The sequence below is a fragment of the Paraburkholderia sp. BR14320 genome (assembly GCF_040948665.1).
GTDB lineage: Bacteria > Pseudomonadota > Gammaproteobacteria > Burkholderiales > Burkholderiaceae > Paraburkholderia > Paraburkholderia youngii.
Window position 1 is genome coordinate 106,543 of record NZ_JBFPKG010000013.1, and the last position, 26,808, is coordinate 133,350.

Sequence of the window (26,808 nt, forward strand, 5' to 3'; positions counted from 1 at the left end):
TTGTAACGGCTCGCTCCGTTCACAGGCTCACCCGCAACATGTGCCAACTTCTCGGAATGAACTGCGCCGCGCCGACGGACGTTACCTTTTCCTTCACCGGCTTTGCGGCGCGCGGCGGCGTCACCGATCACCACGCCGACGGCTGGGGCATCGCCTTCTTTGAAGACAAGGCCTGCCGGTTGTTCATCGATCATCAATCGTCGGCCACCTCGCCGATCGCCGAGATGGTCAAGCGTTACCCGATCAAATCGAAAAACACGATCGCGCACATCCGCAAGGCGACGCAAGGGCACATCCTGCTCGAAAACTGCCACCCGTTCATGCGCGAACTGTGGGGGCGTCACTGGATCTTCGCGCATAACGGCGATCTGCAGGGCTACGCGCCGGAGTTGAACGGCGTGTATCAGCCGGTCGGCACGACCGACAGCGAACTCGCGTTTTGCGCGCTGCTGCAGGGTTTGCGCAAGGCTTTCCCGGCCACGCAGCAGCAGCCGCTCGACGAGCTGTTCGGCGCGCTCGAGGCGCTCACGCGTGAAATCACGCAATACGGCGTGTTCAATTTCCTGATGTCGAATGGCCAGGCGCTGTTCGCGCATTGCTCGACGCATCTGCATTACCTCGTGCGTCACTGGCCGTTTTCGACCGCGCATCTGGTCGACGCGGACGTATCGATCGATTTCGCCAAATACACGACGCCCGAAGACCGCGTCGCCGTCATCGCGACCAAGCCGCTGACCGACAACGAAGTGTGGACCGCGTTCAAGCCCGGCGATCTGCTGATGTTCCGGCATGGCGAAGTGATCGGCCAGGCCCATATCCCGGTGCCGAACTCGGTGCTCGAAAAGCTGCGCAATCCGGCGCTCGATGCATCCGCATCGGCGACGACGATCGCGGCGTCGAACGGCGCGCAGCCGGTGGGCACGCATGGAGCCACGCATTCGCCCGACAGCGAACCCGATCTCGAAGCCGCGGATGATGCGGCGGCGTTCGAGTCATAAACCGCTGACGTCGCCCTCAGCCAGGCAACAAAAAGCCGCTCCACCGAGCGGCTTTTTTGATCCCCACGCAAGCCTCGGCAACGAGGCCTGCCCGGCGAATCTCAGTGCAGGATCTTTGCGAGAAAGTCCTTCGCGCGATCCGACTTCGGATTCGCGAAGAAGTCTTCCTTGCGGTCGTCTTCGACGATCAAACCCTTGTCCATAAAGATCACGCGATGCGCGACCTTCTTCGCGAAGCCCATTTCGTGCGTCACGCACATCATCGTCATGCCTTCCTGCGCGAGTTCGACCATCACGTCGAGCACTTCGTTGATCATCTCCGGGTCGAGCGCCGAAGTCGGCTCGTCGAACAGCATCGCGATCGGGTCCATGGACAGCGCTCGCGCAATCGCCACGCGCTGCTGCTGACCACCGGACAGCTGCCCCGGATACTTGTCCGCATGCGCGCGCAGGCCGACGCGATCGAGCAGCTTCAGGCCCTTCGCGGTCGCCTCGTCGTTCGAGCGGCCGAGCACCTTGACCTGCGCGAGCGTCAGGTTCTGCACGATCGACAGATGCGGGAACAGCTCGAAGTGCTGGAACACCATGCCGACCTTCGAGCGCAGCTTCGACAGATTGGTTTTCTTGTCGGTCAGCGACTGGCCGTTGATGACGATCTCACCCTTCTGGAACGGCTCGAGGCCGTTCACGGTCTTGATCAGCGTGGACTTGCCCGAGCCGGACGGCCCGCACACCACCACCACTTCGCCCTTTTTGACTTCCGTCGTGCAGTCGGTCAGCACCTGGAAATGGCCGTACCACTTCGAAACATTCTTGATAGAGATCATCTTGCGACCTTTTTCTGAAGACTTTTGACGAGGCTCGACGCGATAACGCAGATCACGAAATAAACCGCACCCGCGAACAGTACCATCTCGACATTCGTGCCGTCACGATCGCCAATATTCGTGGCCGTGCGGAAGAAGTCGGCGAGGCTGATCACGTACACGAGCGATGTATCCTGAAACAGCACGATCCCCTGCGTGAGCAGCAGCGGCACCATCGCGCGAAACGCCTGCGGCAGCACGATCAGACGCATTGCCTGCCCATAGGTCATGCCGAGCGCGAACGCGGCGTTGACCTGGCCGCGCGGCACCGCCTGAATGCCGGCGCGAATGATCTCCGAATAGTACGCGGCCTCGAACAGCGAGAACGCGACCATCGCCGAGGCGAGCCGGATGTCGATGTCGGCCGACAGACCGAGCACGCTTTGCAGCACCTGCGGCACGATCAGGAAGAACCACAGCAGCACCATCACGAGCGGGATGGAACGGAACAGCGTCACGTAGCCCTGCGCGAACCATGCGAGCGGTTTGACCGACGACAGTCGAAACATCGCGAGAATGGTGCCCCAGATGATGCCGAACACGATCGCGACGAGCGTGATCTTGAACGTGATGATCGCGCCGGTCCACAGCGTCGGCAGCGCGCCCGGAATACCGCTCCAGTCGAAATGATGCATCACTTGCCTCCGATGTAGCCTGGCAGCCGGGACTTCGCTTCGACCCAGCGCATCAGGAGCATCACGATCACGTTGATCAGCATGTACGCGACCGTGACCGCGATGAACGACTCATAAGTTTGCGACGTATAGTCGACCAGCTGGCGCGCCTGCGCCGACAGATCGAGCAGACCGATCGTCGAGGCAACCGCGGAGTTCTTGAAGATGTTCAGAAACTCGGAGGTGAGCGGCGGCACGATGATCCGGTAGGCGACCGGCAGCAGCACGTAGCGATACGTCTGCCATTGCGTGAAGCCCACCGCGAGACCTGCCGCGCGCTGGCCGCGCGGCAACGCGTTGATGCCCGAGCGCACCTGCTCGCACACGCGCGCGGCGGTGAAGAGGCCCAGACACACGATCGACGCCGAGAAGAACTGCGCGCCCGGCGGCAATTGCTTGAACCAGGTGCCGATCGACACGGGCAGCAACTCCGGTATCACCAGATACCAGATGAAGAACTGCACGATCAGTGGAATGTTACGGAAAATCGCGACGTAGACGGTGCCGACGCCCGACGCCCATTTGTTCGGCACCGTGCGCAGCACACCGAACAGCGAGCCGACGATCAGCGCGATCACCCATGCCGACAGCGACACGGTGACCGTCACCCACAGCCCCGAGAGCAGCCAGCCCAGGTAGGTGGTCGGCTCGCCCGTGGAGACGGGACTCAGCAAAATGCCCCAGTTCCAGTGATATGACATGACCAAGACTCCGGCAAAAAGAAACGGAAGAAGCGCGTGGCCCCTTCCGTTCCGTTCAGCGTTTCGAAAGTGTCGAAAAAGCAGCTAGGGTTTAGTCGATTGCCTTGTCGTTCGGGTTCTTGAACAGCGCACGCATGTCGTCGCTCATCGGGAAGTTCAGGTTCAGGCCCTTCGGCGGGATCGGCGATTCGAACCAGCGCTTGTAGATCGTTTCGCCTTCGCTCGACAATTGGACCTTTGCGATCGCGTCGTCGGCGACCTTCTTGAAGTCGGCGTCGTTCTTGCGCAGCATGCAGCCGTAAGCCTCACGCGATTGCGGCGTGCCGACGATCACGAAATCGTTCGGGTTGCTCGACTTGGCGCGCTCGCCGGCGAGCAGCGCGTCGTCCATCATGAACGCGGCGGCACGGCCCGTCGACAGCGTCAGGAACGACTCGCCGTGATCCTTCGCGCTGATGATGTTCATGCCCATGTTCTTGTCCTGGTTCATCTTGCGAAGCAGGCGCTCGGACGTGGTGCCGGCGGTCGTCACGACCGTCTTGCCCTTCAGGTCCGGGAAGTCCTTGATGCCCGAATCTTTCTTGGTCATCAGGCGCGTGCCGATCACGAAGATCGTGTTCGTGAAGGCAGCCTGTTGCTGGCGCTCGAGGTTATTCGTGGTGGAGCCGCACTCGATGTCGACCGTGCCGTTCTGCACGAGCGGAATGCGGTTCTGCGACGTGACCGGCACGAGCTTCACCTTCAGGTTCGGCATGTTCAGCTTCTGCTTGACGGCCTCGACGATCTTCGTCGCGTAATCCTGCGAGTAGCCGATCACGTTCTGCTTGTCGTCGTAATAAGAGAACGGGATCGACGACTCCCGATGGCCCAGCGAAATGACGCCCGTATCCTTGATCTTTTTCAGCGTCCCCGAGTCTTGCGCATGCGCGCCAACCGTAAACAATCCGAGAGTGGCGAGCAACAGCGCAGCTTTTTTAACCTTCATCTTGATCTCCTTGGCAAGAACCGGCGCCAGTGTAACAAAGTAATTTTTCTGAAAGTATTCCTATTAACCATGCTGTTGCGCGCACGCCTCGATGGGCCCGCGGCGCGGTCGCACAGCCGTTTCGCGCATACGAGAAGGCGGGCGGCATCGATAGGATGCCGCCCGCCGGTCAAACACGCCGTCTTGTGGACAGCGCTGATGCACAAAATTTCGGCGGTTTCGCCTCCCGGCCCGGATACCGGGCCGCGTCACCGCCGCTTCCAACAAGATAGGACAGGGTCCATCAGGGATACAAGCCGCGCATCTCGCGCGCTTGCAAAATCCGCTTACACGCGACGATGAACGCCGCCGTCCGCACCGACACGTTCTGCTCGCTCGACACCTGCCACACCGCCGCGAACGCTTCGCGCATCACGCGCTCGAGGCGCTCGTTGATCTCGTCTTCGGTCCAGAAGAAGCTCGAAAAGTCCTGCACCCATTCGAAATATGACACTGTCACACCGCCCGCATTCGCGACCACGTCCGGAATCACGAGGATGCCGCGATCGTGCAGGATGTCGTCCGCCGCCGTGGTGGTCGGGCCGTTCGCGCCCTCGACGATGATCCTGGTCTTGATCTTGCCTGCGTTCTTTTCGGTGATCTGGTTTTCCAGCGCCGCCGGAATCAGGATGTCCGATTCGACGGTCCAGAACTCATCAGCGGTGATCGCGTCGGCTTCAGGGAAACCGCCGACGCCGCCCTTCTTCGCGACGTAATCGAGCAACGCGACCGCATCGATCCCGGTGGACTTGTACACCGAGCCGGTGTGGTCCTGCACCGCGACGACCTTCGCGCCCGCTTCCTGGAACAGACGTGCGGCGATGCCGCCGACGTTGCCGAAGCCCTGCACCGCAATACGCGCGCCTTCGATGTCGAAGCCGATCCGGCGAGCCGCTTCGCAGCCCACCACGAACACGCCGCGGCCGGTCGCCTCGCGGCGGCCGAGCGAGCCGCCGAGCGTGATCGGCTTGCCGGTCACGACGCCGGTGGCCGTCTGCCCCTGATTCATCGAGTACGTGTCCATCATCCACGCCATGATCTGCTCGTTCGTGTTCACGTCCGGCGCGGGGATGTCGGTATTCGGTCCGATGATGATGCCGATCTCGCTCGTGTAGCGGCGCGTCACGCGCTCGAGCTCGCCCCGCGACAGCGTGCGCGGATCGACACGGATACCGCCTTTCGCGCCGCCGTACGGCACGTTCACCGCCGCGTTCTTCACCGACATCCACGCGGACAGCGCCATCACTTCGGAGAGCGTAACGTCCTGGTGATAGCGCACGCCGCCCTTGCCCGGACCGCGCGACACGTTGTGCTGCACGCGATAGCCCTCGAAGTGCGCGACCGTGCCGTTGTCGAGTTCGATGGGCACATCAACGACGAGAATGCGCTTCGGGCGCTTCAGGGTTTCCAGCCAGCGGGACAGCGAACCGAGGTACGGCGCGACGCGGTCGACCTGGCGCAAGTAGTTGCCCCAAGGGCCGAGGTCTTCTTTGTTGAGGTAGGAGGGAACGGACTGCAACGTTGAGGCGGCTTGTGCCGATTCTGCGGCTTGTTGCTGGGATGACATGAACGCTCCGGCGTTTGATCGAGTACGGGCATTGTGGAAAAACGCCGTATTGAAATCCAATGCCGTTTCCTTATCCGGTTATGTCTTTCTTGCATAACGTTCGGAAAGCCGCAAGTTCGTGTCGCCGCGACGCAGGTTCGAGCTCGAGTTTTATGCCGCGTTTCAGGCGGCGCTCCGCCTGAGCTCCTCCGACACCACGTCCCACAACTGACGCACGAGGATCTGGCGCGCGTCGTCGCTTTTCGCGGCGAGCTTGTCGCGGTACAGGCGAATCTCCATGCTGAGCGTCAACTGCCCTTCGGGCGTGCCGCGCATCGCGCGATCGAGGCGGATCAGCCGGCCTTCGGCCACCGCATCTTCGACCGCGCTATGCGGCAGAAACGCGATGCCGTGACCAGCGAGCGCCATCGCCTTGAGCCCCTCGGCCATGTCGGTTTCGTAGAGCCGGTCGAGGTACAGGCGCTCCGGCGCGTTCGCGAGAATCACCTCGGTCATGCGCCCGAGGTATGCGTTCGGCGTGTACGACAGATACGGCGCGGGCGCGTCGGCCGAGCCCGGCAGCGTGTGACGCGGACGGCCCGCGCGGGCGGGCGCCGAGAACGGGCTGATCGGCTCGTGGCCGAGCGTCAGCATGTCGTAGCGCGCCGGATCGAGCGCGACCGGGTGGCTCGGATGGTGATAGCCCATCATCAGATCGCAGCCGCCTTCCACCAAGGACAGCGCCGCGTCGTGCACGTTCAGCGCGCGCAGCCGCGTGTGGATCGGGCCCATCTGCGCTTCGATGCGCTGCAGCCAGCGCGGAAAGTAAGTCAGCGACAGCGTGTGCGGGACCGCGAATTCGATCGTCGCCTGCGGCGTCGCCGTATGGCCGCGCAACAGCGCGCGCGCCTCATGGAATTGCGACAGCATCGCGAGCGCCTGCTCGTTGAACACCTGCCCGGCCGCCGTGAGCCGCGTTGGATAAACAGAACGGTCGATCAGTTCCGTGCCGAGCCACGCTTCGAGCGCCTGGATGCGGCGCGAGAAAGCCGGCTGCGTGACGTGGCGCAGTTCGGCCGAGCGGCTGAAACTACGCGTTTCCGCGAGCGAAATGAAGTCTTCGAGCCATTTCAGTTCCATGCGAGTGCGTTTGCCGGCGAGAGGGAAGAAGTCTGCATTCTAGCGGCGCGAGGTGCGGCCGACGCATCCGGACGGGCGCATCGCAGTGGTAAAATCCACGGTTCCCTCCGTTCCCGATCCGCTCGCTGAGCGCTCAGTGCCTTAACCCGCGCCTCAACCTGCGCCTCAACCCGGTCCTCATCATGTCCGACACCCGCCCCGACACCCTGTTCGCGCTGAACGCGCTCTCCCCGCTCGACGGCCGCTATGCCGCCAAAACCGAAGCCCTGCGCGACTGGCTCTCGGAAGCCGCTTTCATGCGCAATCGCGTGACGGTCGAAATCCACTGGCTGATCGCGCTGTCGCGCGCCGGCTTCGCCGAAGTGCCGCGCTTCTCCGACGCATCCGAGCAGTTCCTGCTGCAACTGGCTGAGCGCTTCACCGCGCACGACGCCGCGCGCATCAAGGAAATCGAGCGCGTGACGAACCACGACGTGAAGGCCGTCGAATACTGGCTGAAGGAGTCGGTGAAGGGTCAGGAAGAACTGGAACGCGCGAGCGAGTTCATCCACTTCGCGTGCACGTCCGAAGACATCAACAACACGTCGCACGGTCTGATGCTCGCCGGCGCGCGCGAACACGTGATCCTGCCGGCGCTGCGCTCGGTGCATCAACGCCTCGTCGCGCTCGCGCATGCGCAAGCCGCCCAGCCGATGCTGTCGCGCACGCACGGCCAGCCGGCCAGCCCGACCACGCTCGGCAAGGAAATCGCCAACGTCGCCGCGCGTCTCGCGCGCGCGATCGAGCGCATCGCGAAGGTCGAACTGCTCGGCAAGATGAACGGCGCGGTCGGCAACTTCAACGCGCACCTGTCCGCGTATCCGGAGTTCGACTGGGAAGCGTTCTCGAAGGACGTCGTCGAGAACCGTCTGAAGCTCACGTTCAATCCGTACACGATCCAGATCGAACCGCACGACTACATGGCCGAGCTGTTCGACGCGATCTCGCGCGCGAACACGATCCTGCTGGATCTCGATCGCGACGTGTGGGGCTACATCTCGGTCGGCTACTTCAAACAGCGCACGAAGGCCGGCGAAATCGGCTCATCGACGATGCCGCACAAGGTCAACCCGATCGACTTCGAAAACTCCGAAGGCAACCTCGGCCTCGCGAACGCGACGCTGCGTCACCTCGCCGACAAGCTGCCGGTATCGCGCTGGCAGCGCGACCTGACCGACTCGACGGTGCTGCGCAACATCGGCGTCGCGTTCGGCTACTCGCTGCTCGCGTACGACTCGCTGATCCGCGGCCTCGACAAGCTCGAAGTGAACGCGCAGCGTCTGAACGAAGACCTCGACAACTGCTGGGAAGTGCTAGCCGAGCCAGTGCAAACCGTGATGCGCCGTTACGGCATCGAGAACCCGTACGAGCAGCTGAAGGAGCTCACGCGCGGCAAGGGCATCACGCGCGAGGCGCTGCAGAGCTTCATCGGCGGCCTGGCGATTCCGCAGGACGCGAAGGACCGTCTGCTCGAAATGACGCCCGGCTCGTACATTGGCAAGGCCGTCGAACTGGCGAAGCGGATCGGCTGATCGGCTGGCCCAGCTTCGGCGCATAAAAAAGCCGCTCCGAGGAGCGGCTTTTTTTCGTCCCGCGCTCGAAGCCGGAACGCGGGGGAATCAAAGACTCAGCGCGCTTCGACCTGCCTGAGCGCCTCGTCGACGATCTGTTCCGGCGTCAGATCGATGCTGACCGTGATCGCTTCATCGTCACCCGGCTCCTCGAGCGTATCGAGCTGGCTTTGCAGCAGCGACGGATCGAAGAAATGCCCGGTGCGATGCCCGAGACGCTCCGCGAGCACCTCGCGCGAACCCTTCAGGTAGACGAAGCACACGTCCTTGTCGCCGGCGCGCAGAATGTCGCGATACGAGCGCTTCAGCGACGAACACGTGAACACCGCCGTCTCGCCCGCCTTCTGCTTTTCCTCGATCGCCGCGCGGATCGTCTTCAGCCACGGCCAGCGGTCTTCGTCGGTGAGCGGAATGCCGTGGTGCATCTTCTCCTTGTTCGCCGCGCTATGGAACGCGTCGCCGTCGGTGAACGTGCAATGCAGACGCGCGGCCAGCATTTCGCCAATCAGAGACTTACCCGCGCCCGACACGCCCATTGCGATCAGAATCATTTGAAACTCCTTACAGGACCGCCGCGAGTGCGAAGGTCAGGGCCAGCCCCATCACCGAAATGATGGTTTCCAGGAGCGACCACGTCTTGAAGGTCTGCACCACCGTCATGCCGAAATATTCCTTGATCAGCCAAAAGCCGCCGTCGTTCACGTGCGAGAAGATCAGCGAGCCCGAGCCGGTTGCGAGCACCATCAGTTCCGGTTTCACCTGCACCGCACCGGCCGCCGCGATCGGCGCGACGATGCCGCAGGCGGTCGTCATCGCAACGGTGGCCGAACCGGTCGCGAGACGGATCATCGCCGCGACGATCCAGCCGAACAGCAGCGGCGACAGATGCACCGCGGTCGCGACGTTGGTGATTTCCTTCGAAATGCCGCTATCCATCAGCACGCGGCCAAAACCACCGCCTGCGCCGACGATCAGTGTAATACCCGCGATCGGCGCCAGACACTCGCCGCAGAACTTCTGGATCTGCTCGCGGTTAAAGCCGCGACTCGCGCCGAAGGTCCAGAAGCTGACCAGCACGGCCGTCAGCAGCGCGACGTCGGTGTTGCCGAAGAAGCGCAGCAGATCGTTCGGCAGCGTCTTCGGTTCGAACACCAGGTCGGCCCAGCTGCCGACCAGCATCAGAACCACCGGCAACAGGATCGTGGCCAGCGTGATGCCGAAGCCTGGCAGTTCGCGCTTCGGTGCGTTGGTTGCCACGCCGTTGCCGTTATTCGCGTCGTGACTGAGAAACTGCGCGGCAAGCGGATTTTCCTTCGGCAACTGGATATGGCGGCTCACCAGCAGCGCGAACAGCGGACCGGCGACGATCGCGCAGGGGATGCCGACGATCAGACCATAGGCGATCGTCTTGCCGATATCCGCGTGATAAGCCTGCACGGCGAGCAGCGCGGCCGGGTGCGGCGGGATCAGCCCGTGCACCACGGACAGACCCGCGACCATCGGCAGGCCGACCAGCAGCAGCGATTTGTTGGTGCGCTTGGCGACGTTGAACGCGATCGGAATCAGCAGCACGAAACCGACTTCGAAGAACACCGGCAAGCCGACGATGATCGCGACGACCATCATCGCCCAGTGAATGTGTTTCTCACCGAACCAGTTGATCAGCGTGGTCGCGACGCGCTCGGCGCCGCCCGATTCGGCCATCATCTTGCCGAGCATCGTGCCGAGACCGACAACGATGGCTATGTGCCCGAGCGTGTTGCCGTTACCCGTTTCGAACGATTTGACGATGGTCTGCATCGGCATGCCGGCCACGAGGCCCAGCAGCAACGACACGATGATCAGAACGAGAAACGGATAGACCTTCAGGCGCGTGATCATGAAGATCAGCAACGCGATCGCGATTAACGCGTAGACCAGCAACATGCTTCCGTGGGCAGATTCCATGAAGCCCCTCCTTTGGTTTATTGGTTTCAGAGTGCGGATGCGGCCGGCACTTCGTCTCACGGCAACCTGCGCGATGCCTGAAAACCCGGCTGGCCGCGCGGACGCTGAATTTTACTGTTTGTTTCAAAAACGCGCGCAAATCCAGCACGCATATCAAGCAAAAAAAGAGTCTCGGCGCGACAGCCTGATGCGGCTGTATCGACGAGACTCCTGTGCCCGGTTTAGCTAACCGATGCGCTGTCGTTTTGCGGGCTTAGTGCGCGGGCGCCGCCAATTGGCTCGCGGCGCGCGCGAGGCGCGTCACCTCATCCCAGTTCTGCGCGGCGAGTGCGGCCTTCGGCGTGAGCCACGAACCGCCGACGCAGACCACGTTCGGCAGCGACAGGAAGTGCGGTGCGCTTTCCGGCGTGATGCCGCCAGTCGGGCAGAACTTCAGCGCCGGGAACGGACCGTGGAACGCCTGCAGCATCGGCACGCCGCCGGCCTGCTGCGCGGGGAAGAACTTGACGATCTCGTAGCCGAGCTCGAGCGCGAGGATGATGTCCGACGGCGTCATCACGCCGGGCAGCAACGGCAGACCCACATCCTGCGCGGCCTGGTGCATGTCCTTGGTCAGACCCGGCGACACGCCGAACTGCGCGCCGGCCTTCTTCGCTTGCGCGCAATGCTCGGGCTTCGTGATCGTGCCGACACCGACCACGATGTCGTCGGCGAGCTCGGACGCACGCTCGATCGCGCCGAGGCCCGCCGGCGTGCGCAGCGTGATTTCGAGCACCTTCACGCCGCCCGCGTGCAACGCGCGCGACACGTGTTCGCCCTGTTCGACCGTGTCGAACGCGAGCACCGGAATCACCGGGCCGAGGCGCACGATATCGCTTACTGTTTTCGACGTCATAGTCAGACTCCTTGTTTCTGCAGCGCCGCGCCGGCTTGCGCGGTGCTCGTGTGATGGTCGCCGGGTTGATGGGCGTGCTTGTCGCCGTGCTTGTGGTGGCTGCCGTGACCGTGCTGGCCGTCGCGCGCGCCGCCCTCGCCGATCAGCTTGCCGAACACCGACGCGCCCTGCTCCGCCGGCGCCGCCGCCGCACGGAACACGCCGAACAGCTCTCGGCCGAAGCCGGCTTCGTTGTCCGCCTGATGCAGCGGCTCGGCGTTCGGACGCGCGGCCCATTCGGCTGCGTCGATCTCGATGTCGAGCACGCCCGCTTCCGCGTCGATGACCAGCGTGTCGCCCGTGCGGACCTTGCCGAGCGGGCCTTGCAGCAACGCTTCCGGCGACACATGAATGACCGCCGGCACTTTGCCCGACGCGCCCGACATACGGCCGTCGGTCACTAGCGCGACATGGAAACCCTGATCCTGCAACACACCGAGCAGCGGCGTCAAACGATGCAATTCGGGCATGCCGTTTGCGCGGGCGCCCTGGAAGCGCACCACCGCGATGAAGTCGCGCTTGAGCTCGCCCTTGTCGAACGCTTCCTGCACCGCTTCCTGCGAATCGAACACGATTGCCGGCGCCTTCACCTTGCGATGCTGCGCCGCGACCGCCGAGATCTTGATCACGCCGCGGCCGAGCTTGCCCTGCATAAGACGCAGGCCGCCGTCAGGCTGGAACGGCTCCTGGATGCCGCGCAGCACCGCGGTATCCGCGCTCGCCTCGACGCCCGCGACCCATTGCAGCTTGCCGTCGAGCAGCTTGGGCTCCTCCGTGTAGCGCTTCAGGCCCTTGCCCGCGACCGTGTTCACATCTTCATGCAGCAGCCCCCCTTCGAGCAGATTGCGCACGAGGAACGCCACGCCGCCCGCCGCGTGGAAGTGGTTCACGTCGGCCTTGCCGTTCGGATAGATCTTCGCGAGCAGCGGCACCGCCTGCGACAGCGTGTCGAAGTCGTCCCAGTCGATCACGATGCCGGCCGCACGCGCGATCGCGACGAGGTGCAGCGTGTGATTGGTCGAGCCGCCGGTTGCCAGCAGCGCGACGATGCCGTTGACGATCGCCTTCTCGTCGATCACATGGCCGATCGGCATGTAGTGGCCGCGCTCGACCGTCAGATCGAGCACGCGGCGCGCGGCCTGCGCGGTCAGCGCGTCGCGCAGCGGCGTGTGCGGATGCACGAAGGCCGAGCCCGGCAGATGCAGGCCCATCACTTCCATCAGCATCTGGTTGCTGTTCGCGGTGCCGTAGAACGTGCAGGTGCCGTGGCTGTGATACGCGGCCGCTTCCGCTTCGAGCAGCGCGTCGCGGCCGCACTGGCCGGTCGCGAACTGCTGGCGCGTCTTGGCTTTGTCGTCGTTGGACAGGCCGCTCGTCATCGGACCGGCCGGCACGAAGATGGTCGGCAAATGGCCGAATTGCAGCGCGCCGATCAGCAGGCCCGGCACGATCTTGTCGCAGATGCCGAGGCATAGCGCCGCGTCGAACATGTTGTGGGTGAGCGCGACCGCCGTGCTCATCGCGATCACTTCGCGCGAGAACAGCGACAGCTCCATGCCCGCGTTGCCCTGCGTGATGCCGTCGCACATCGCCGGCACGCCGCCCGCGAATTGCGCGACGCCGCCGTTTTCGCGCGCTGCCTGTTTGATGATGTCCGGGTAGTTTTTGTACGGCGCGTGCGCCGACAACATCTCGTTGTAGGACGACACGATGCCGATGTTCGGCTCGCGGATCTGCTTGATCACGAGCTTGTCGTTGCCTTCGAGACCGGCGAAACCGTGGGCGAGGTTCGCGCACGACAACGCGCCGCGTGCCGGGAAGCGCCCCTGCGCATGCTGGATGCGGGCCAAATACGCTTCACGCGTGGGCTTGCTGCGCTCGATCACGCGTTGCGTGACCTTCAACAATTGCGAATGCGGGGAAACCATCGGAGCTCCTTCGTCGCTGGCGGCAGGCGCACGCATGACACCAGGCGGTATCGCGGGGTTGTGATATCGAACCACGCCATATTAGTAGAAAAACTACACGATCGCAATTAAGAACGCTGTTGCGGTGCCGCATCGAACGACTCGCCAAGTCGCCCTATTGGCGGCGCCTTAGCGCTTTACAGCCGAAACCCAGGGAATACACTTACTCACCAATATGTAGTTTTTGTACCTAGCTTTTGTGCGCCAACGACCAATCGGATATAGTCCACACGTTCTTCAGCATAGTGCGAGTTTTCCGATGATGCTGTCCCAAGTGGAACAGATGCGTGATCAGCTGCGCCCGTCCGAGCGCAAGCTGGCCGATTATGTGATCGAGGCGCCGCGCGAGGTGCTCGATCTGTCGATGACCGAGGTCGCCGCGCGCGCGGGCGTGAGTCAGCCGACGATCGCGCGCTTCTGTCACGCGCTCGGTTTTTCCGGCTTTCGCGAATTCAAGATCCGGCTCGCGCAGGGCATCGCGAGCGAAGTGCCGGCCGTATATCGCGACGTGCGGCCCGACGAGCCGACACCGGGCGTCGCCGCGAAGGTGCTCGACCGGACCATCGGTGCGCTGATTCAGGTGCGCAACAATCTGTCGTCGGATAGCGTCGCGGCGGCGATCGACATGCTCGCGCAGGCGAAGCGCATCGAGTTCTATGGCGCGGGCGGCTCCGGCATCGCCGCGCTCGACGTGCAGCACAAGTTTTTCCGGCTCGGCATGCCGAGCGTCGCGTATTCGGACCCGCATACGTTTCTGATGTCAGCCGCGCTGCTCGGGCCGGGTGACGTGGTCGTCGCGATTTCCAACACGGGCCGCACGCGCGACATCATCGATGCCGCGAGGGCCGCGCTTAACGCGGGCGCGAAGGTGATCGCGATCACGCACGGCAACTCGCCGCTCGCCCGGCTCGCGACCGTGGGACTCTTCGCGAACGTCGACGAAGACACCGACATCTTTTCGCCGATGACCTCGCGCGTGTCGCATCTGGCGATCGGCGACATTCTGGCGGTCGGTGTCGCGCTGAGCCGCGGGCCCGAACTGGTGGAAAAACTCGCGCAGACGAAGGAAGTGATACACCGGCGGCGGGTGGACCCACAGGGGTAATCCGCTCCGATAAGAAACGCAAAAGGGCGATGTGCCATTCGACCGGCACACCGCCCTTTGTCTTTTCCAGCGCCCTGCTTAACGCCGTCAGCCGCTCAGAACGGCTTGATCACCACCAGCGCGACCGCCGCAAGCATACCGAGCACCGGCAGCTCGTTGAACATCCGATACCACTTGTCCGAGCGGCGATTCTGGCCGCGTTCGAACGTGCGGAGCAGCACGCCACAATAGGCGTGATAGATGACGAGCAGCACGACTACGCCGACCTTCGCGTGAATCCAGCCCTGCCCGCTGCCGATGCCGATCACGAGCCACAACCACAAGCCGCACGCGATCGCGGGCACCGCGATAAAGCTCATGAAGCGGAACAGCTTGCGCGCCATCAGCAGAAGACGCGCGGTCGCGGCGGGTTCCGTTTCCATCGCCAGATTGACGAAGATGCGCGGCAGATAGAACAGGCCGGCAAACCAGGAGGCAATCAACACGATGTGAAACGTCTTTACCCAAAGCATCGGCGGGGGTCCTTGTGGTCCTTGTTGTTGTGTTCGTTGTGGCGGTGCTTCGATTCGTGCTTATTGACGACCTTCGCCGTGCCCGAGCACGACGTACTTCAGCGACGTCAGCCCTTCCAGTCCGACCGGGCCGCGCGCGTGCAGCTTGTCGTTCGAGATGCCGATCTCGGCGCCGAGACCGAACTCGAAGCCGTCCGCGAAACGCGTCGACGCGTTGACCATCACGCTCGCCGAATCGACTTCGCGCAGAAAGCGCATCGCGCGGTCGTGGTCTTCGGTAACGATCGCGTCGGTGTGCTGCGAGCTGTAGGTATTGATGTGATCGATCGCCGCGTCGATGCCGTCGACCACCTTGATCGCGAGCACCGGCGCCAGATATTCGGTGCGCCAGTCTTCCTCGGTCGCGTCGACGAGCGGGCCGACGCCCGCATCGGCCAGCACAGCGCGCGCCGCCGCGTCGACGCGCAGCTCGACGTCCTTGCCGCGATACAGCTTGCCCAGCGGCGGCAGCACTTCGGCCGCGATGCCGCGCGCGACCAGCAGCGTTTCCATCGTGTTGCAGGTGCCGTAGCGGTGCGTCTTCGCGTTGTCGCAGACGTTGAGCGCCTTCGCCAGGTCCGCGCGATCGTCGACATAGACGTGGCAGATGCCGTCGAGGTGCTTGATCATCGGCACGCGCGCTTCGTTCATCAGACGCTCGATCAGGCTCTTGCCGCCGCGCGGCACGATCACGTCGACGTATTCGGTCATCGTAATCAGCTTGCCGACCGCCGCGCGGTCCGACGTCGCGACCACCTGCACCGCGTCTTGCGGCAAACCGGCAGCTTCGAGCCCTTCGCCGATCAGCTTCGCGAGCGCGGTATTGCATTCGAGCGCTTCGGAGCCGCCGCGCAGGATGGTCGCGTTGCCGGACTTCAGGCACAGCGCGGCCGCGTCGATCGTCACGTTCGGGCGCGATTCGTAGATGATGCCGATCACCCCGAGCGGCACACGCATCTGGCCGACCTGGATGCCGCTCGGCCGATACTTAAGATTGCTGATTTCACCGATCGGATCGGCCAGCCCCGCGACCTGGCGCAGTCCTTCGACCATCGTCTTCAGCGCCTTGTCGGACAGCGTCAGACGGTCGATGAACGCGGCGTCGTGCCCCTTGCCGCGGGCGCGTTCGAGGTCGCGGGCGTTGGCGGCCTTCAGCAGATCGGCATCGCGCTCGATCGCCTCGGCAACGGCCGCAAGCGCCGCATTCTTCGCGGCGGTCGACGCCCGCGCCATCGCGCGCGAAGCCTGGCGAGCGCGTTGGCCGAGGTCGGTCATGTACTGGTCGATATCCATGGTCATTCTCGTGATGCCCCGCACGGTGACGTGCGGTGGTCGGGCAAGATTAGCGAAAGATCAAACGATTGTAAGTCGGGTGCCTGGGCTTTGCTCGCGAGGGGCAGCGGGTGCGCTGTGCGGTCGCGGGTTTGCCGTTGCGTTGTGTTGAGCCCGTGGCATGGGAAACACGGTGCTCTGCATGTGACGCGATTGACGGTTGCTGTGCGATTGCAATCGCCGCCGAAGCTCGCCCGCGCCCAGTTGCTCAGCCTGGCCGCCGCGCTGGCGCCGCAGTCGGCGCCCGAGGTCGCGGCGGCGTCACTGGCGGCACCGCCGACGGTTTTGGCGCGGCCACCGTCATCGCGAGTTCGAACAGGCCGTCCCACGGATCGGGCGGCGGATCGTTGCGATGATTGCCCGGCGTGCCGCCCGACAAGCCCTTGACCTGCCGGTCGAGCCGCGCCGCCAGCGCGAGCGCCTTCTCGAGCGCCGCTTCGCTGACACGCGACAGCGCCGGCCCGATCAGCCGTTCGCGCGGACCCCACACGCGGTTCTCGCGCGTGAGCACCGCGAGAGGCTTGCCGGCTGCGACGCCGCGCTTGATCCGCAACAGTGCGCGCACTTCCTCGACGACGGCCCACAGCACGAGCACCGCCGCCTCTCCTTCACCGCGCAGGCCGTCGAGCATGCGCGCGAGACGGCCGACGTCGCCCGCGAGCATCGCCTCGTTGAGCTTGAAGACGTCGTAGCGCGCGACGTTGAGCACCGCGTCCTGCACCTGATCGAAGCTCAGCGAGCCGCTCGGATACAGCAGCCCGAGCTTCTGGATTTCCTGATGCGCGGCAAGCAGATTGCCCTCGACGCGCTCGGCGATGAAAGCGAGCGCGCGCCGCCCTTCTTCGCCGGCTGCGACGCGCTGGCCTTGAGCCGCGAGCCGCTGCCCGACCCAGTTCGGCAGCTGCGCGCGCTCGACCGGATCGATCTTCAGCGCGACGCCCACGTCGGCGAGCGCGGTGAACCATGCTGACTTCTGCGTGGCCGCATCGAGACGGGGCAGCGTGATCATGGTCAGCACGTCGTCGTTGACGGTGGATGCTAGCGCCTTCAGCGCATCCGCGCCTTCCTTGCCCGGCTTGCCCGACGGAATGCGCAACTCGACCAGTTGACGGTCGCCGAACAGCGACATCGACTGGCTCGCGCCGAGCAGCGAGCTCCAGTCGAAATAGCGCTCGGCCGTGAACACCGAGCGGTCAGTGAAGCCTGCCGCGCGCGCGGCCGCCCGGATGCGGTCGCACGCTTCCTGCGCGAGCAGGTGCTCGTCGCCGTACACGACGTACAGTCCGGCGAGGCCGCGGGCGAGATGCGCTTCGAGCGCGTCAGGTCGCAGTTGCATGGCTGGCGGTTGACGGGGTGGATGAGATTCGACGCATCGCTAACGGCGCGATGCTCACAGCGGCGGCGGCGGCAGCGGCGCGCGCGGCGCGATGGCCGGCACGGCCTCGGACGGCGTCGGATGCAGCGAGCGCACCACGCCGAGACGGCGGATCAGCTGATCGACCGCGTCGTTCTCCATGTCGGCGAACAGGATGTCCGACTCGGCGGCCTTCGCCTGAGAGAACTGGTCGCTATAGGTCATCGCGCGGTTCAGCGCGATCACGCTGCCCGGAATCAGCACGGTGCCGTCCTTGCCGGTCAGCGTGTAGGTCATCTGCAGATTCAGCTGATACTCGGCGACGACGCCCAGCGAATTCAGCGTCAGCGTGCTGAGGTTGCGGTTCTGCGTGATCTGCAGGATCGCGTCGGCATTGGCGACCGAGTTGACCACCACGGTGTCGCTGCCGCCCTGCACGATGCGGGTGAAGCGCGCCATGGCCGCGGGCGAGCCGCCCGACACATAGAGGCGCTTGAACGCGAAGTCCTGCTGGCCGCGCAGCTTGAAGCCGCAGGCCGACAACATCATTACGCTGCAAGCGAGCGTCAAAAACGATCTGCGAGTCACATTCGCTCCCGGTTCGCAGTGGATTCGCGGTGCCGAGGAACGCCACCGTGCGGGCGGCGCCCCATCTGCCGGATGAGGGCCTGGAACGTCAAACGACCACGTTCACGAGACGGCCCGGCACCACGATGATCTTCTTCGGCGCCTTGCCTTCGCTGAACTTCGCGACCATTTCGTGCGCGGCCGCTTGCTGCTCGATCGCGTCGCGCGATGCATCCTTCGCGACCGTGATCGCGCCGCGCACCTTGCCGTTCACCTGCAGCACGAGTTCGATCTCGGCCTGTTCGAGCGCCTTCTCGTCGACCTTCGGCCACGGTGCGTCGAGCAGAGGGCCGAATTCGTCGGCGTAGCCGAGCTCCTGCCACAGCTGGAACGTCAGGTGCGGCACGACCGGGTACAGCACGCGCAGCATCACGCCGTAGGTCTCACGCAGCACGGCCGTCTGCGCGCCCTTCGCGCCGTCGAGCGCGTTGAGCATCTTCATCGCGGCCGATACCACCGTGTTGTACTGCAGACGCTGATAGTCGAAATCGGCCTGCTTCAGCACGCTGTAGATCTCACGACGCAGCACCTTGTCGGCATCGTTAAGTTGCGCGGTGTCCAACTGGCCACCCGTGCGCAGCGCGGCTTCGTTCGTGTAGCCGAAGTTCCAAACGCGGCGCAGGAAGCGGCTCGCGCCTTCGACGCCCGAACCCGACCACTCGAGTTGCTGCTCGGGCGGAGCCGCGAACATCACGAACAGGCGCGCGGTGTCCGCGCCGTGCTGATCGATCAGCATCTGCGGGTCGACGCCGTTGTTCTTCGACTTCGACATCTTCTCGACACCGCCGAGCACGACCGGCTGGCCGTCCGCGTTCAGCACCGCGCCGACCGGGCGGCCCTTGTCGTCGAACGACACGGTCACGTCCGCCGGGTTGTACCAGGTCTTCTTGCCCGCGTCGTTTTCGCGGTAATAGGTTTCGTTGAGTACCATGCCCTGCGTGAGCAGGTTCTTCGCCGGTTCGCCGAATTTCACGAGACCGAGGTCGCGCATCACCTTCGCCCAGAAACGCGAGTACAGCAGGTGCAGGATCGCGTGCTCGATACCGCCGATGTACTGATCCATCGGCGCCCAGTAGTCGGTGCGCTCGTCGACCATCGTCTTCGCATCCGGCGACGCGTAGCGGTAGAAGTACCACGACGAATCGACGAAGGTGTCCATCGTGTCGGTTTCGCGCTTCGCCGCACCGCCGCAGCTCGGGCACGTGCAGTTCAGGAACGCTTCGGACTTCGCGAGCGGATTGCCCGTGCCGTCCGGCACGAGGTCTTCCGGCAGCACGACCGGCAGGTCTTTTTCCGGCACCGGCACGTCGCCGCACTTCGGGCAGTGGATGATCGGAATCGGCGTGCCCCAGTAACGCTGGCGCGACACGCCCCAGTCACGCAGACGCCACGTGATCTGCTTGTCGCCGAGGCCGAGCTCCTTCAGATCGGCGGCGATGCGGTCCACCGCTTCGTCGTACGCGAGGCCGTCGTACTTGCCGCTGTTCACCAGCGTGCCGGTCTTCTCGCCGTACCATTCCTGCCACGCTTCGGTCGAGAACTCCTTGCCTTCGACCGCCACTACCTGTTTGACCGGCAGACCGTACTTCTTCACGAACGCGAAGTCGCGCTCGTCGTGCGCCGGCACGCCCATCACCGCGCCTTCGCCATAGGTCATCAGCACGTAGTTGCCGATCCACACCTCGACCTGCTCGTGCGTCAGCGGATGCGTGACGTAGAAGCCGGTAGCCATGCCCTTCTTTTCCATCGTCGCGACGTCGGCTTCGGCGACGCCGCCGCGCTTGCATTCGTCGATGAACGCCTGCAGTTCGGGCTTGTCTTGCGCAAGGCGCGTGGCGAGCGGATGCTCGGCGGCGATCGCGCAGAACGTCACGCCCATGATCGTGTCGGCGCGCGTCGTGAACACGCGCAGCAGCTTCTGCTCACCGTCGATTTCGTACGGGAAGCCGAAGTTCACGCCGAAGCTCTTGCCGATCCAGTTCTGCTGCATGATCTTCACGCGCTCGGGCCAGCCGAGGCCGTCGAGATCGTTCAGCAGCTCATCCGCGTACTGCGTGATGCGCATGTAATACATCGGGATTTCGCGCTTTTCGACGAGCGCGCCCGAGCGCCAGCCGCGCCCGTCGATCACCTGCTCGTTCGCGAGCACGGTCTGGTCGACCGGGTCCCAGTTCACCGTGCCGGTTTTCTTGTACGCGATGCCCTTTTCCAGCATCTTCAGGAACAGCCACTGGTTCCATTTGTAGTAGTCGGGGCTGCAGGTCGCGACTTCGCGCGACCAGTCGATCGCGAGACCCATCGACTGCATCTGCTTCTTCATGTAAGCGATGTTGTCGTAGGTCCACTGCGCGGGAGGCACGTTGTTGGCCATCGCGGCGTTTTCCGCCGGCATGCCGAACGCGTCCCAACCCATCGGCATCAGCACGTTGTAGCCGTTCATCCGCAGATAGCGGTACATCACATCGTTGATCGTGTAATTGCGCACGTGCCCCATGTGCAGCTTGCCCGACGGATACGGCAGCATCGAGACGCAGTAGAACTTGGGCTTGTCGGTGGTTTCCGTCGTCTTGTAGGCGTCGATGGCGCGCCATTGCCCTTGCGCGGCGGCTTCGACGTCGGAGGGAACGTATTTTTCGTGCATGGTGTGATGGGATCGCTAGGTTCGGTGCTTTCGCACCGGCCCGGTGCTCTGCAGAATGTCGTTGCGTCGTTTCCCCTTTGGCGGGGAAAGGGCTGATTATACCGTTCGCGGACGGGTGCGCCGCTACGCGCGGCATGGTGCGGGGCGGGGTACGCCGGATTCGTCGACGCGGTGCGCGCCCGGCGGCGCTCGGTGATGCTCAGTGCTGCGCGGCGGGCGGCGGCGGGTCCGTCACGAAGCCGATCCGCTCGAGCCCCGCTTGCTGCGCGGCGCCCATCACCTGCGCGATCACTTCGTAGCGCGTCGAGCGCTCCGCGCGCAGCTGGATGTCCGGCTGGTCCGCCTGCTTGCCGGCCTCGGCGAACTGCATGCGCATCTGCGCGAGCGTGATCGGCTTGCCGTTCCAGTAGAGCTTGCCGGCGCCGTCGATCGACAGCGAGATGGTCTGCGGGGTCTGGCGCGCGGGCGCCGCCGCGACCTTCGGCAGATCGAGCCGGATCGCGTGCGAGAACAGCGGCGCGGTAATGATGAAAATCACCAGCAGCACCAGCATCACGTCGATCAGCGGCGTCATGTTGATCTCGGCCATCGGCGCGGCCGTCTGCTTCTTCTCGAGTCCGCCGAATGCCATGTCGCCTCCTTGCGTCTGAGTTTGGTCCTGCGATGGGCGGTGTGTCGTGTGGGGTAGGTCGCGATTTATCGGGGCCCGCCGCACGCCAGGCGTCAGCGGTGTGCCTCGTGCGCCGCCTGCTGTGCGCGCGGCGGCGTCGGCGCGTGCTCGGGCGAGCACACGTACGCGTGCAAATCGTGCGCGAATCCGTCCAGTTCCTCGGTCAATTGCCGCACGAGGCGGCCCAGCACGTTGTAGCCGAGCACTGCCGGAATCGCGACCACGAGACCGAAAGCGGTCATGATCAGCGCCTCGCCGACCGGTCCCGCGACGTTCTCGATCTGCGCCTGCCCGCTCGCCGCGATGCTGCCGAGCGCGTGATAGATGCCCCACACGGTGCCGAGCAGACCGACGAACGGCGCGGTGCTACCGACCGACGCCAGCAGCACCTGACCGAACTCGAGCCGCCGCTGCGACGCGTTGAGCGCCTGGCGCAGCGCGCGCAGCACCCGTTCGCTGCGCTCGACGCGCGCGAGCAATGCGCCCGGAATGTCGACCTCGGCCGCATGGAGCGCCGCTTCGGCGAGCGGCGCGAACACGCGCTCGCGGTCGGCGCGACGCAGGATGGCGACGCCCTCGGCGAGCGTCGGCGCGTGCCAGAAGCGCGCGATCGCCCGCGAGGACTGGCGTTTCGCGCGCGTCAGAATCCAGCTCTTGACGATCAGAAAACACCAGCTCGCAATCGACATGGCCAGCAGTACGTAAGCGACCGCAAGCGTGATCGCGTCGCTCGTTTGCAGGTAATGAATGATGCCGCTGCTGGCTGCCATCTGACCTCGCCTTCGGAAAGTGACTTCGGGAGGGCGCGCTCGGGATGCGCTGCCCCGCCTATGCGCAACGAACTTCGCTCAACGCAGGCCGAGCACGTCCTGCATGTCGAAGAAGCCGTTGTCGTGGCCTTCGAGGAAGCGTACAGCACGAAGCGCGCCTTGTGCATACGACAGGCGGCTCGCCGATTTGTGCGTGATCTCGATGCGCTCGCCGATGCCCGCGAACAGCACCGTATGATCGCCGACGATATCGCCGCCGCGAATCGCCGAGAAGCCGATCGTCGACGGATCGCGCTCGCCGGTCACGCCTTCGCGGCCGTAGACCGCGCAGTCGTCGAGATTGCGGCCGAGCGCGCCCGCGATCACTTCGCCCATCGTCAGAGCGGTGCCGGACGGCGCATCGACCTTGTGACGATGATGCGCCTCGATGATCTCGATGTCGTAGCCGGTCGAGAAGTGCCGCGCCGCGTATTCGAGCAGCTTCAGCGTGACGTTCACACCGACGCTCATGTTCGACGCGAACACGACGCCGATCTGTTCCGCCGCCGCGCGCAGCTGCGCTTTTTGCGCGTTGTCGAAGCCGGTCGTGCCGATCACCATTTTCACGCCGTGGCGCTGCGCGGCTTCGAGATGCGCGAGCGTCGCGTCCGGGCGCGTGAAGTCGATCAGGTAGTCGGATTCGGCAAAGACGCGCTCGATATCGTCGGACAGCAGCACGCCGGTCTGTTTGCCGAGAAACGCGCCGGCGTCCTGGCCAAGCTGCGCCGCGCCCGTGCGGCACAGCGCGCCGGAGAGCGTCGCGTCGGCATCGTTGAGGACGGTTTCGATCAGCATGCGGCCCATACGGCCCGATGCGCCTGCAATGGCAATTTTCATGACGATGAGGATTCGGAAAGAGTCAACCGGGATGGCGCCCGGCGAATGCACCGACCAGTGTGCCGGGGAATGCGCCCGGTCGATATAGGGACAAGCGGCGACAGGCGGCACGATCTTGCGGCGAGGTCGGTCGGCTCGCTGCTGAAGCCAACGCGCGCGGCAAACCGCGATGGCTCGCTCAGGTGACTGGCCCGCCGCGGCGACCCGCTGCCGCGGCGCACTGCGGCAACAAGGTCATGCGGCCCAAGCGGCGCATTTCCGGCCTCGCCTGACGCCGGACAAACACACACCTGGCGGGCGCTGCACATGTGGCGCGCAGCCCGCCTCACAACACCGACAAGCGGATCAGTTGCTCGTTCCGGACGTCGACGGCGAACCGTTCGGCGTCGAGCTGTCGCCGCTTTGCGAGCCCGTCGGGCCGACCGGGTTGCTCTCGTTTTCCGGCGCCGGCGGCGGCGGACGTTTGAACTGGAACTGCGGCTGGCCGCCGGCCGTCGGGCCTTGCGTCGGGATCCCGCCGGCGCCAGCTCTCGGCACGGCCGAACGGACGGACGGCGTGCGGCTCGGCGTCGACACCGCGCTGGTCGCGCGATTGGCCGCCTGGGCGGCTTCCGCGTTGGCGTCCATGGACGGCGTGGCGGCCTGCTGGGCGCCTGCGACCGACGGCGAGCGCGTCGTATCCACCGTGGCCGGCGCCGCGGCGGCAGCGGCCGCGCTTGCGGCGGCTGCATCGCTGGCGGCCACGGCCGCGCTCGCAGCGGCCGGCGGCGACGCGGTCGAGCGACGGCCACCGCGGTCGCCGTCGATTTCGGCCAGCAATTCGAGCTTGGTCGGCAGATCCTCGCCACCCGTCCAGTGGGTCACGGTGTCGCCCGAGAAGAACACGACGAAGTCGCGTTGCTGAACGATCGAGGTGTTGCCGCGCTTGAAATAGAACGTGTAATCCCAGCGATCCGCGTGGAACATGTCGGTCAACAGCGGTGTGCCGAGCACTTGACGCACCTGTGCGCGCGTCATGCCGACCTTCATCTGGCCGGCCATTTCCTGCGACACGAAGTTACCTTGCACGACCGTAATCCGATACGGCGTAATGCTTTGGGCAACGCGCTGGGTCAGGCTGTCGTACGTGGAACATCCGGCAAGAACCGCGACAGTCGCGACAGCGATCAAGGTACCCCGCATGCGGCTCCCCCGGTAAATCAATTGAGATTTAGAAATCATTTCACTCACCGTGCGGGCCCGCTTGCGGGCCGCGCTCATTCCATCGAAAATGACCAGAACGGCAAAACACATTACTATGAGAGCCCAGCATTGTACTCTAGGGATCCCTTGTCATGACCAATCCAACCGATCTCAAGAATATCGGGCTCAAGGCGACCCTTCCGCGCCTCAAAATCCTTGAGATTTTCCAACACAGCCCGGTACGACATCTAACCGCCGAAGACGTGTACCGCAATCTCCTGCACGAGGAACTCGATATCGGTCTCGCCACCGTGTATCGCGTGCTGACGCAATTCGAGCAGGCCGGCCTGCTCTCGCGCAGCAATTTCGAATCGGGCAAGGCGGTGTTCGAGCTGAACGAGGGGACGCACCACGATCACCTCGTGTGCCTCGATTGCGGGCTCGTGGAAGAGTTTTTCGACCCCGAAATCGAAAGTCGTCAGCAGTCCATCGCCAAGGCACGCGGCTTCAAGCTGCAGGAGCACGCGCTCGCACTGTATGGGGCGTGCACGAAGGAAAATTGCCCGCATCGTAAGCACTGATGCGTGGCGGGCCGCGTGCGAGTACGCGGCCTGGCAAGTCAGAAGAAAGACCCGGCCGATGAGAATCGGTCGGGTCTTTTTTGTTCAGCGGCGGCAAATACGGCTATCCGGCTAGTTCCACGCTCGGCTCGAAGGCGAGCCGCCACGGCTCGGCCAACTGCAATTCGTCGCAATTCGGCGCGTCGCCGCCACGATCGACGACGATGAACTCGCTGACCTGATCCAACGCGAGCAGCGGATGGTGCCAAACCCCTTTCGCGTAATTGACGCCCTGCCACGCGTCGGTCCAGAACGCGCGCATCCGCGTGGCGTCGAACTCGCCGGCCGGCGCGACCACCACCAGATAGCGGCCCGCGCGTAAGGGAATGAAAGCCTGGCTGCCGAGCGGATGCCGCTCCATCATCGTGATCTCGACGGGCAGCGCGCGCGGCTGCGCGCGAAACAGATTGACGAGCGGCCGGCCGCCCTGCTCCGCCACGTCGACGCGCGCGAGGTCGTGATAGCGCTCGGTCGTACCGCCATTGATCGGAAAATGACGCGCGCCGTCGAGTTCGATCACATCGCCGAACAGCGCGAAGGCCGCGCGCGTGAGGCGTTCCATCTGCAGGATCTTCATGCGTGCCGCTCCCTGATGTTGCGTGCGTTAAGCGATCTCGCCCCACAGACGCAGGCGTGACACGCCGCCGTCCGGGAAGATGTTGAAGCGCACGTGCGTGACCGGCCCGAGCGCGGCGAGGTCGTCCGTGAACGTGTGCACGTGATCCATTTGCAGTTTCTGTTCGCCGAGCAGCACCGGCCAGAACATCGCCTGCGTGACGAGGGAATCGTCGGTGCCGCCCGTCACCGATGCCGCCTGCAGCGAGCAGCGGTCCGGGAAGTTGCCCTTGAAGTGCGCCGTGTCCACTTCGATCCTGCGAATCACGCCTGGCCGTGCGAGCGCGACGATCGCCCAGTCGTTGCCCGGCTCGCGACGGCGCCGGGTTTCCCAGCCGTCGCCCATGTTCACGCCACGGCCCGGCATCAGCATCTGCGAGGCCGGCCCGAAATGCTGGTTGTTCGCGGCGACGAGGTACGCGCCGTTCTCGATCGCGGCGAGATCGAGCAGCGTGCCGCGCTCGACGCGGCTCCAGTCCCGCTGCGGCTGCCCGTACACGCGCAGTCGCGCGAGCCCGCCGTCCGGGTATAGATTCACGCGCAGATGGGTGACCGGGCGCGCGTCTTTCACTTCGACGTAGTGATGCTGGTTGCCCTGTAGCGTCGTCGCCGGCACGAGCGGCTGCCAGTCGGCGTGCTCTGGCGGCACGTCAGCGTCGCTGTGGCAGGCATCGATCGACGCCGCCGGCGGGAAATTGCCGGTGAAGTGGCTCGTGTCGAGATCGACGCCATGCACGACGCCCGGCCGCGCGAGACGGATCACGCAATGGTCGTGGCCGTTCGTGCGCTTGCGGCGCGTCTCCCAGCCGTCCATCCACTTGCCGTGGTCGTCGTATTTGCCGGGGATGAACACCGCCGGCTGCGGCTCGAGCATGCGCTCTTTCGGTGCGAAGAATTCGTCGCTGGCGAACAGCGCCTTCGCGCCGAGGCGCGGATCGGCGAGGTTCATATAGCGGCGCGTGAAGGCGGGAGCGTTCGGGTCGAGGATGGGGTTGGCCATGATGTCGGTCAGTGTCGAAGAGGTCAGAAACGGCCGGCGGCGCCACGGGGCCGCCGGT

General features: G+C 64.6%; 25 protein-coding genes. 4 read left to right on the top strand and 21 right to left on the bottom strand.

Annotated features, from left to right (window positions below; translation table 11 throughout):
- The first annotated feature begins 38 nt into the window (after positions 1-38).
- Positions 39-998, top strand: a complete 960-nt coding sequence (locus tag AB3X89_RS15230; RefSeq protein WP_368584027.1) for a class II glutamine amidotransferase — start codon at positions 39-41, stop codon at positions 996-998.
- Positions 999-1,099: 101 nt separating this feature from the next.
- Here AB3X89_RS15230 and AB3X89_RS15235 read toward each other — a convergent pair whose 3' ends face one another.
- From AB3X89_RS15235 to AB3X89_RS15260, 6 genes are all read right to left on the bottom strand, one after another.
- Entirely contained in the window at positions 1,100-1,825 is a 726-nt protein-coding gene (locus tag AB3X89_RS15235; RefSeq protein ID WP_176105077.1) for an amino acid ABC transporter ATP-binding protein, read from the bottom strand.
- Positions 1,822-2,499 carry a glutamate/aspartate ABC transporter permease GltK gene (gene gltK, locus AB3X89_RS15240; protein WP_176380894.1) on the bottom strand — a complete coding sequence of 226 codons (678 nt, stop codon included), beginning with the start codon at positions 2,497-2,499 and terminating at the stop codon, positions 1,822-1,824. The genes AB3X89_RS15235 and gltK overlap by 4 nt, the downstream gene beginning before the upstream one ends.
- Positions 2,499-3,239 carry an amino acid ABC transporter permease gene (locus tag AB3X89_RS15245; protein WP_368584028.1) on the bottom strand — a complete coding sequence of 247 codons (741 nt, stop codon included), beginning with the start codon at positions 3,237-3,239 and terminating at the stop codon, positions 2,499-2,501. The genes gltK and AB3X89_RS15245 overlap by 1 nt, the downstream gene beginning before the upstream one ends.
- 91 nt (positions 3,240-3,330) lie before the next feature.
- Positions 3,331-4,224 carry a glutamate/aspartate ABC transporter substrate-binding protein gene (locus AB3X89_RS15250; RefSeq protein ID WP_368584029.1) on the bottom strand — a complete coding sequence of 298 codons (894 nt, stop codon included), beginning with the start codon at positions 4,222-4,224 and terminating at the stop codon, positions 3,331-3,333.
- Positions 4,225-4,507: 283 nt separating this feature from the next.
- Positions 4,508-5,830 (bottom strand): Glu/Leu/Phe/Val dehydrogenase, encoded by a 1,323-nt coding sequence (locus tag AB3X89_RS15255; protein ID WP_176121823.1) that lies wholly within the window; start codon positions 5,828-5,830, stop codon positions 4,508-4,510.
- Positions 5,831-5,992: 162 nt separating this feature from the next.
- Positions 5,993-6,949 carry a LysR family transcriptional regulator gene (locus AB3X89_RS15260; protein WP_368584030.1) on the bottom strand — a complete coding sequence of 319 codons (957 nt, stop codon included), beginning with the start codon at positions 6,947-6,949 and terminating at the stop codon, positions 5,993-5,995.
- Between the two features lie 182 nt (positions 6,950-7,131).
- Here AB3X89_RS15260 and purB point away from each other — a divergent pair, with 182 nt between their 5' ends.
- Positions 7,132-8,520: an adenylosuccinate lyase gene (gene purB, locus AB3X89_RS15265; protein WP_368584031.1), complete on the top strand. Its 1,389-nt coding sequence runs from the start codon at positions 7,132-7,134 to the stop codon at positions 8,518-8,520.
- A gap of 95 nt (positions 8,521-8,615) precedes the next feature.
- Here the strand turns inward: purB and AB3X89_RS15270 are convergent, their stop codons facing one another.
- The 4 genes from AB3X89_RS15270 to edd form a co-directional block, all read right to left on the bottom strand.
- Positions 8,616-9,110 (bottom strand): gluconokinase, encoded by a 495-nt coding sequence (locus AB3X89_RS15270; RefSeq protein ID WP_368584032.1) that lies wholly within the window; start codon positions 9,108-9,110, stop codon positions 8,616-8,618.
- Between the two features lie 10 nt (positions 9,111-9,120).
- Positions 9,121-10,506, bottom strand: coding sequence for a GntP family permease (locus AB3X89_RS15275; RefSeq protein ID WP_368584033.1), 1,386 nt, complete (start codon positions 10,504-10,506; stop codon positions 9,121-9,123).
- 253 nt (positions 10,507-10,759) lie between these two features.
- A complete protein-coding gene (eda, locus tag AB3X89_RS15280) occupies positions 10,760-11,401 on the bottom strand; it encodes a bifunctional 4-hydroxy-2-oxoglutarate aldolase/2-dehydro-3-deoxy-phosphogluconate aldolase (protein ID WP_368584034.1) in 642 nt (213 codons plus the stop codon).
- Positions 11,402-11,403: 2 nt separating this feature from the next.
- Positions 11,404-13,368, bottom strand: a complete 1,965-nt coding sequence (edd, locus tag AB3X89_RS15285; RefSeq protein ID WP_368584035.1) for a phosphogluconate dehydratase — start codon at positions 13,366-13,368, stop codon at positions 11,404-11,406.
- A gap of 298 nt (positions 13,369-13,666) precedes the next feature.
- Here edd and AB3X89_RS15290 point away from each other — a divergent pair, with 298 nt between their 5' ends.
- Positions 13,667-14,512, top strand: coding sequence for a MurR/RpiR family transcriptional regulator (locus tag AB3X89_RS15290; RefSeq protein WP_368584036.1), 846 nt, complete (start codon positions 13,667-13,669; stop codon positions 14,510-14,512).
- 95 nt (positions 14,513-14,607) lie between these two features.
- Here the strand turns inward: AB3X89_RS15290 and AB3X89_RS15295 are convergent, their stop codons facing one another.
- The 9 genes from AB3X89_RS15295 to AB3X89_RS15335 all read right to left on the bottom strand — a co-directional run bounded on the left by AB3X89_RS15295 (position 14,608) and on the right by AB3X89_RS15335 (position 24,515).
- A complete protein-coding gene (locus tag AB3X89_RS15295; protein WP_368584037.1) occupies positions 14,608-15,024 on the bottom strand; it encodes a CopD family protein in 417 nt (138 codons plus the stop codon).
- 60 nt (positions 15,025-15,084) lie between these two features.
- Entirely contained in the window at positions 15,085-16,356 is a 1,272-nt protein-coding gene (locus AB3X89_RS15300; RefSeq protein ID WP_368584038.1) for a glutamate-5-semialdehyde dehydrogenase, read from the bottom strand.
- A gap of 247 nt (positions 16,357-16,603) precedes the next feature.
- Positions 16,604-17,731 carry a DNA polymerase III subunit delta gene (holA, locus tag AB3X89_RS15305; RefSeq protein WP_368584039.1) on the bottom strand — a complete coding sequence of 376 codons (1,128 nt, stop codon included), beginning with the start codon at positions 17,729-17,731 and terminating at the stop codon, positions 16,604-16,606.
- 54 nt (positions 17,732-17,785) lie between these two features.
- A complete protein-coding gene (gene lptE, locus AB3X89_RS15310; protein WP_368584040.1) occupies positions 17,786-18,337 on the bottom strand; it encodes an LPS assembly lipoprotein LptE in 552 nt (183 codons plus the stop codon).
- Between the two features lie 88 nt (positions 18,338-18,425).
- Positions 18,426-21,017 (bottom strand): leucine--tRNA ligase, encoded by a 2,592-nt coding sequence (leuS, locus tag AB3X89_RS15315; protein ID WP_368584041.1) that lies wholly within the window; start codon positions 21,015-21,017, stop codon positions 18,426-18,428.
- Positions 21,018-21,216: 199 nt separating this feature from the next.
- Entirely contained in the window at positions 21,217-21,648 is a 432-nt protein-coding gene (locus AB3X89_RS15320; protein WP_368584042.1) for an ExbD/TolR family protein, read from the bottom strand.
- A gap of 92 nt (positions 21,649-21,740) precedes the next feature.
- Positions 21,741-22,457 (bottom strand): MotA/TolQ/ExbB proton channel family protein, encoded by a 717-nt coding sequence (locus tag AB3X89_RS15325; RefSeq protein WP_368584043.1) that lies wholly within the window; start codon positions 22,455-22,457, stop codon positions 21,741-21,743.
- 78 nt (positions 22,458-22,535) lie between these two features.
- Complete coding sequence (gene dapB / locus AB3X89_RS15330) at positions 22,536-23,333, bottom strand: 4-hydroxy-tetrahydrodipicolinate reductase (RefSeq protein ID WP_368584044.1); 798 nt, start codon at positions 23,331-23,333, stop codon at positions 22,536-22,538.
- A gap of 345 nt (positions 23,334-23,678) precedes the next feature.
- On the bottom strand, positions 23,679-24,515 hold the full coding sequence (locus AB3X89_RS15335) for an outer membrane protein assembly factor BamE (RefSeq protein ID WP_368584045.1): 837 nt from the start codon (positions 24,513-24,515) through the stop codon (positions 23,679-23,681).
- Between the two features lie 152 nt (positions 24,516-24,667).
- Between AB3X89_RS15335 and fur the strand changes: the two genes are divergently transcribed.
- Positions 24,668-25,096: a ferric iron uptake transcriptional regulator gene (gene fur / locus AB3X89_RS15340; RefSeq protein WP_027198845.1), complete on the top strand. Its 429-nt coding sequence runs from the start codon at positions 24,668-24,670 to the stop codon at positions 25,094-25,096.
- Between the two features lie 103 nt (positions 25,097-25,199).
- On the opposite strand, the gene AB3X89_RS15345 is transcribed toward fur, so the two are convergent.
- Together AB3X89_RS15345 and alc are read right to left on the bottom strand one after the other, a co-directional pair.
- Positions 25,200-25,712, bottom strand: a complete 513-nt coding sequence (locus AB3X89_RS15345; protein ID WP_368584046.1) for an ureidoglycolate lyase — start codon at positions 25,710-25,712, stop codon at positions 25,200-25,202.
- A gap of 27 nt (positions 25,713-25,739) precedes the next feature.
- Positions 25,740-26,750, bottom strand: coding sequence for an allantoicase (alc, locus tag AB3X89_RS15350; RefSeq protein WP_368584047.1), 1,011 nt, complete (start codon positions 26,748-26,750; stop codon positions 25,740-25,742).
- Positions 26,751-26,808: the final 58 nt, after the last annotated feature.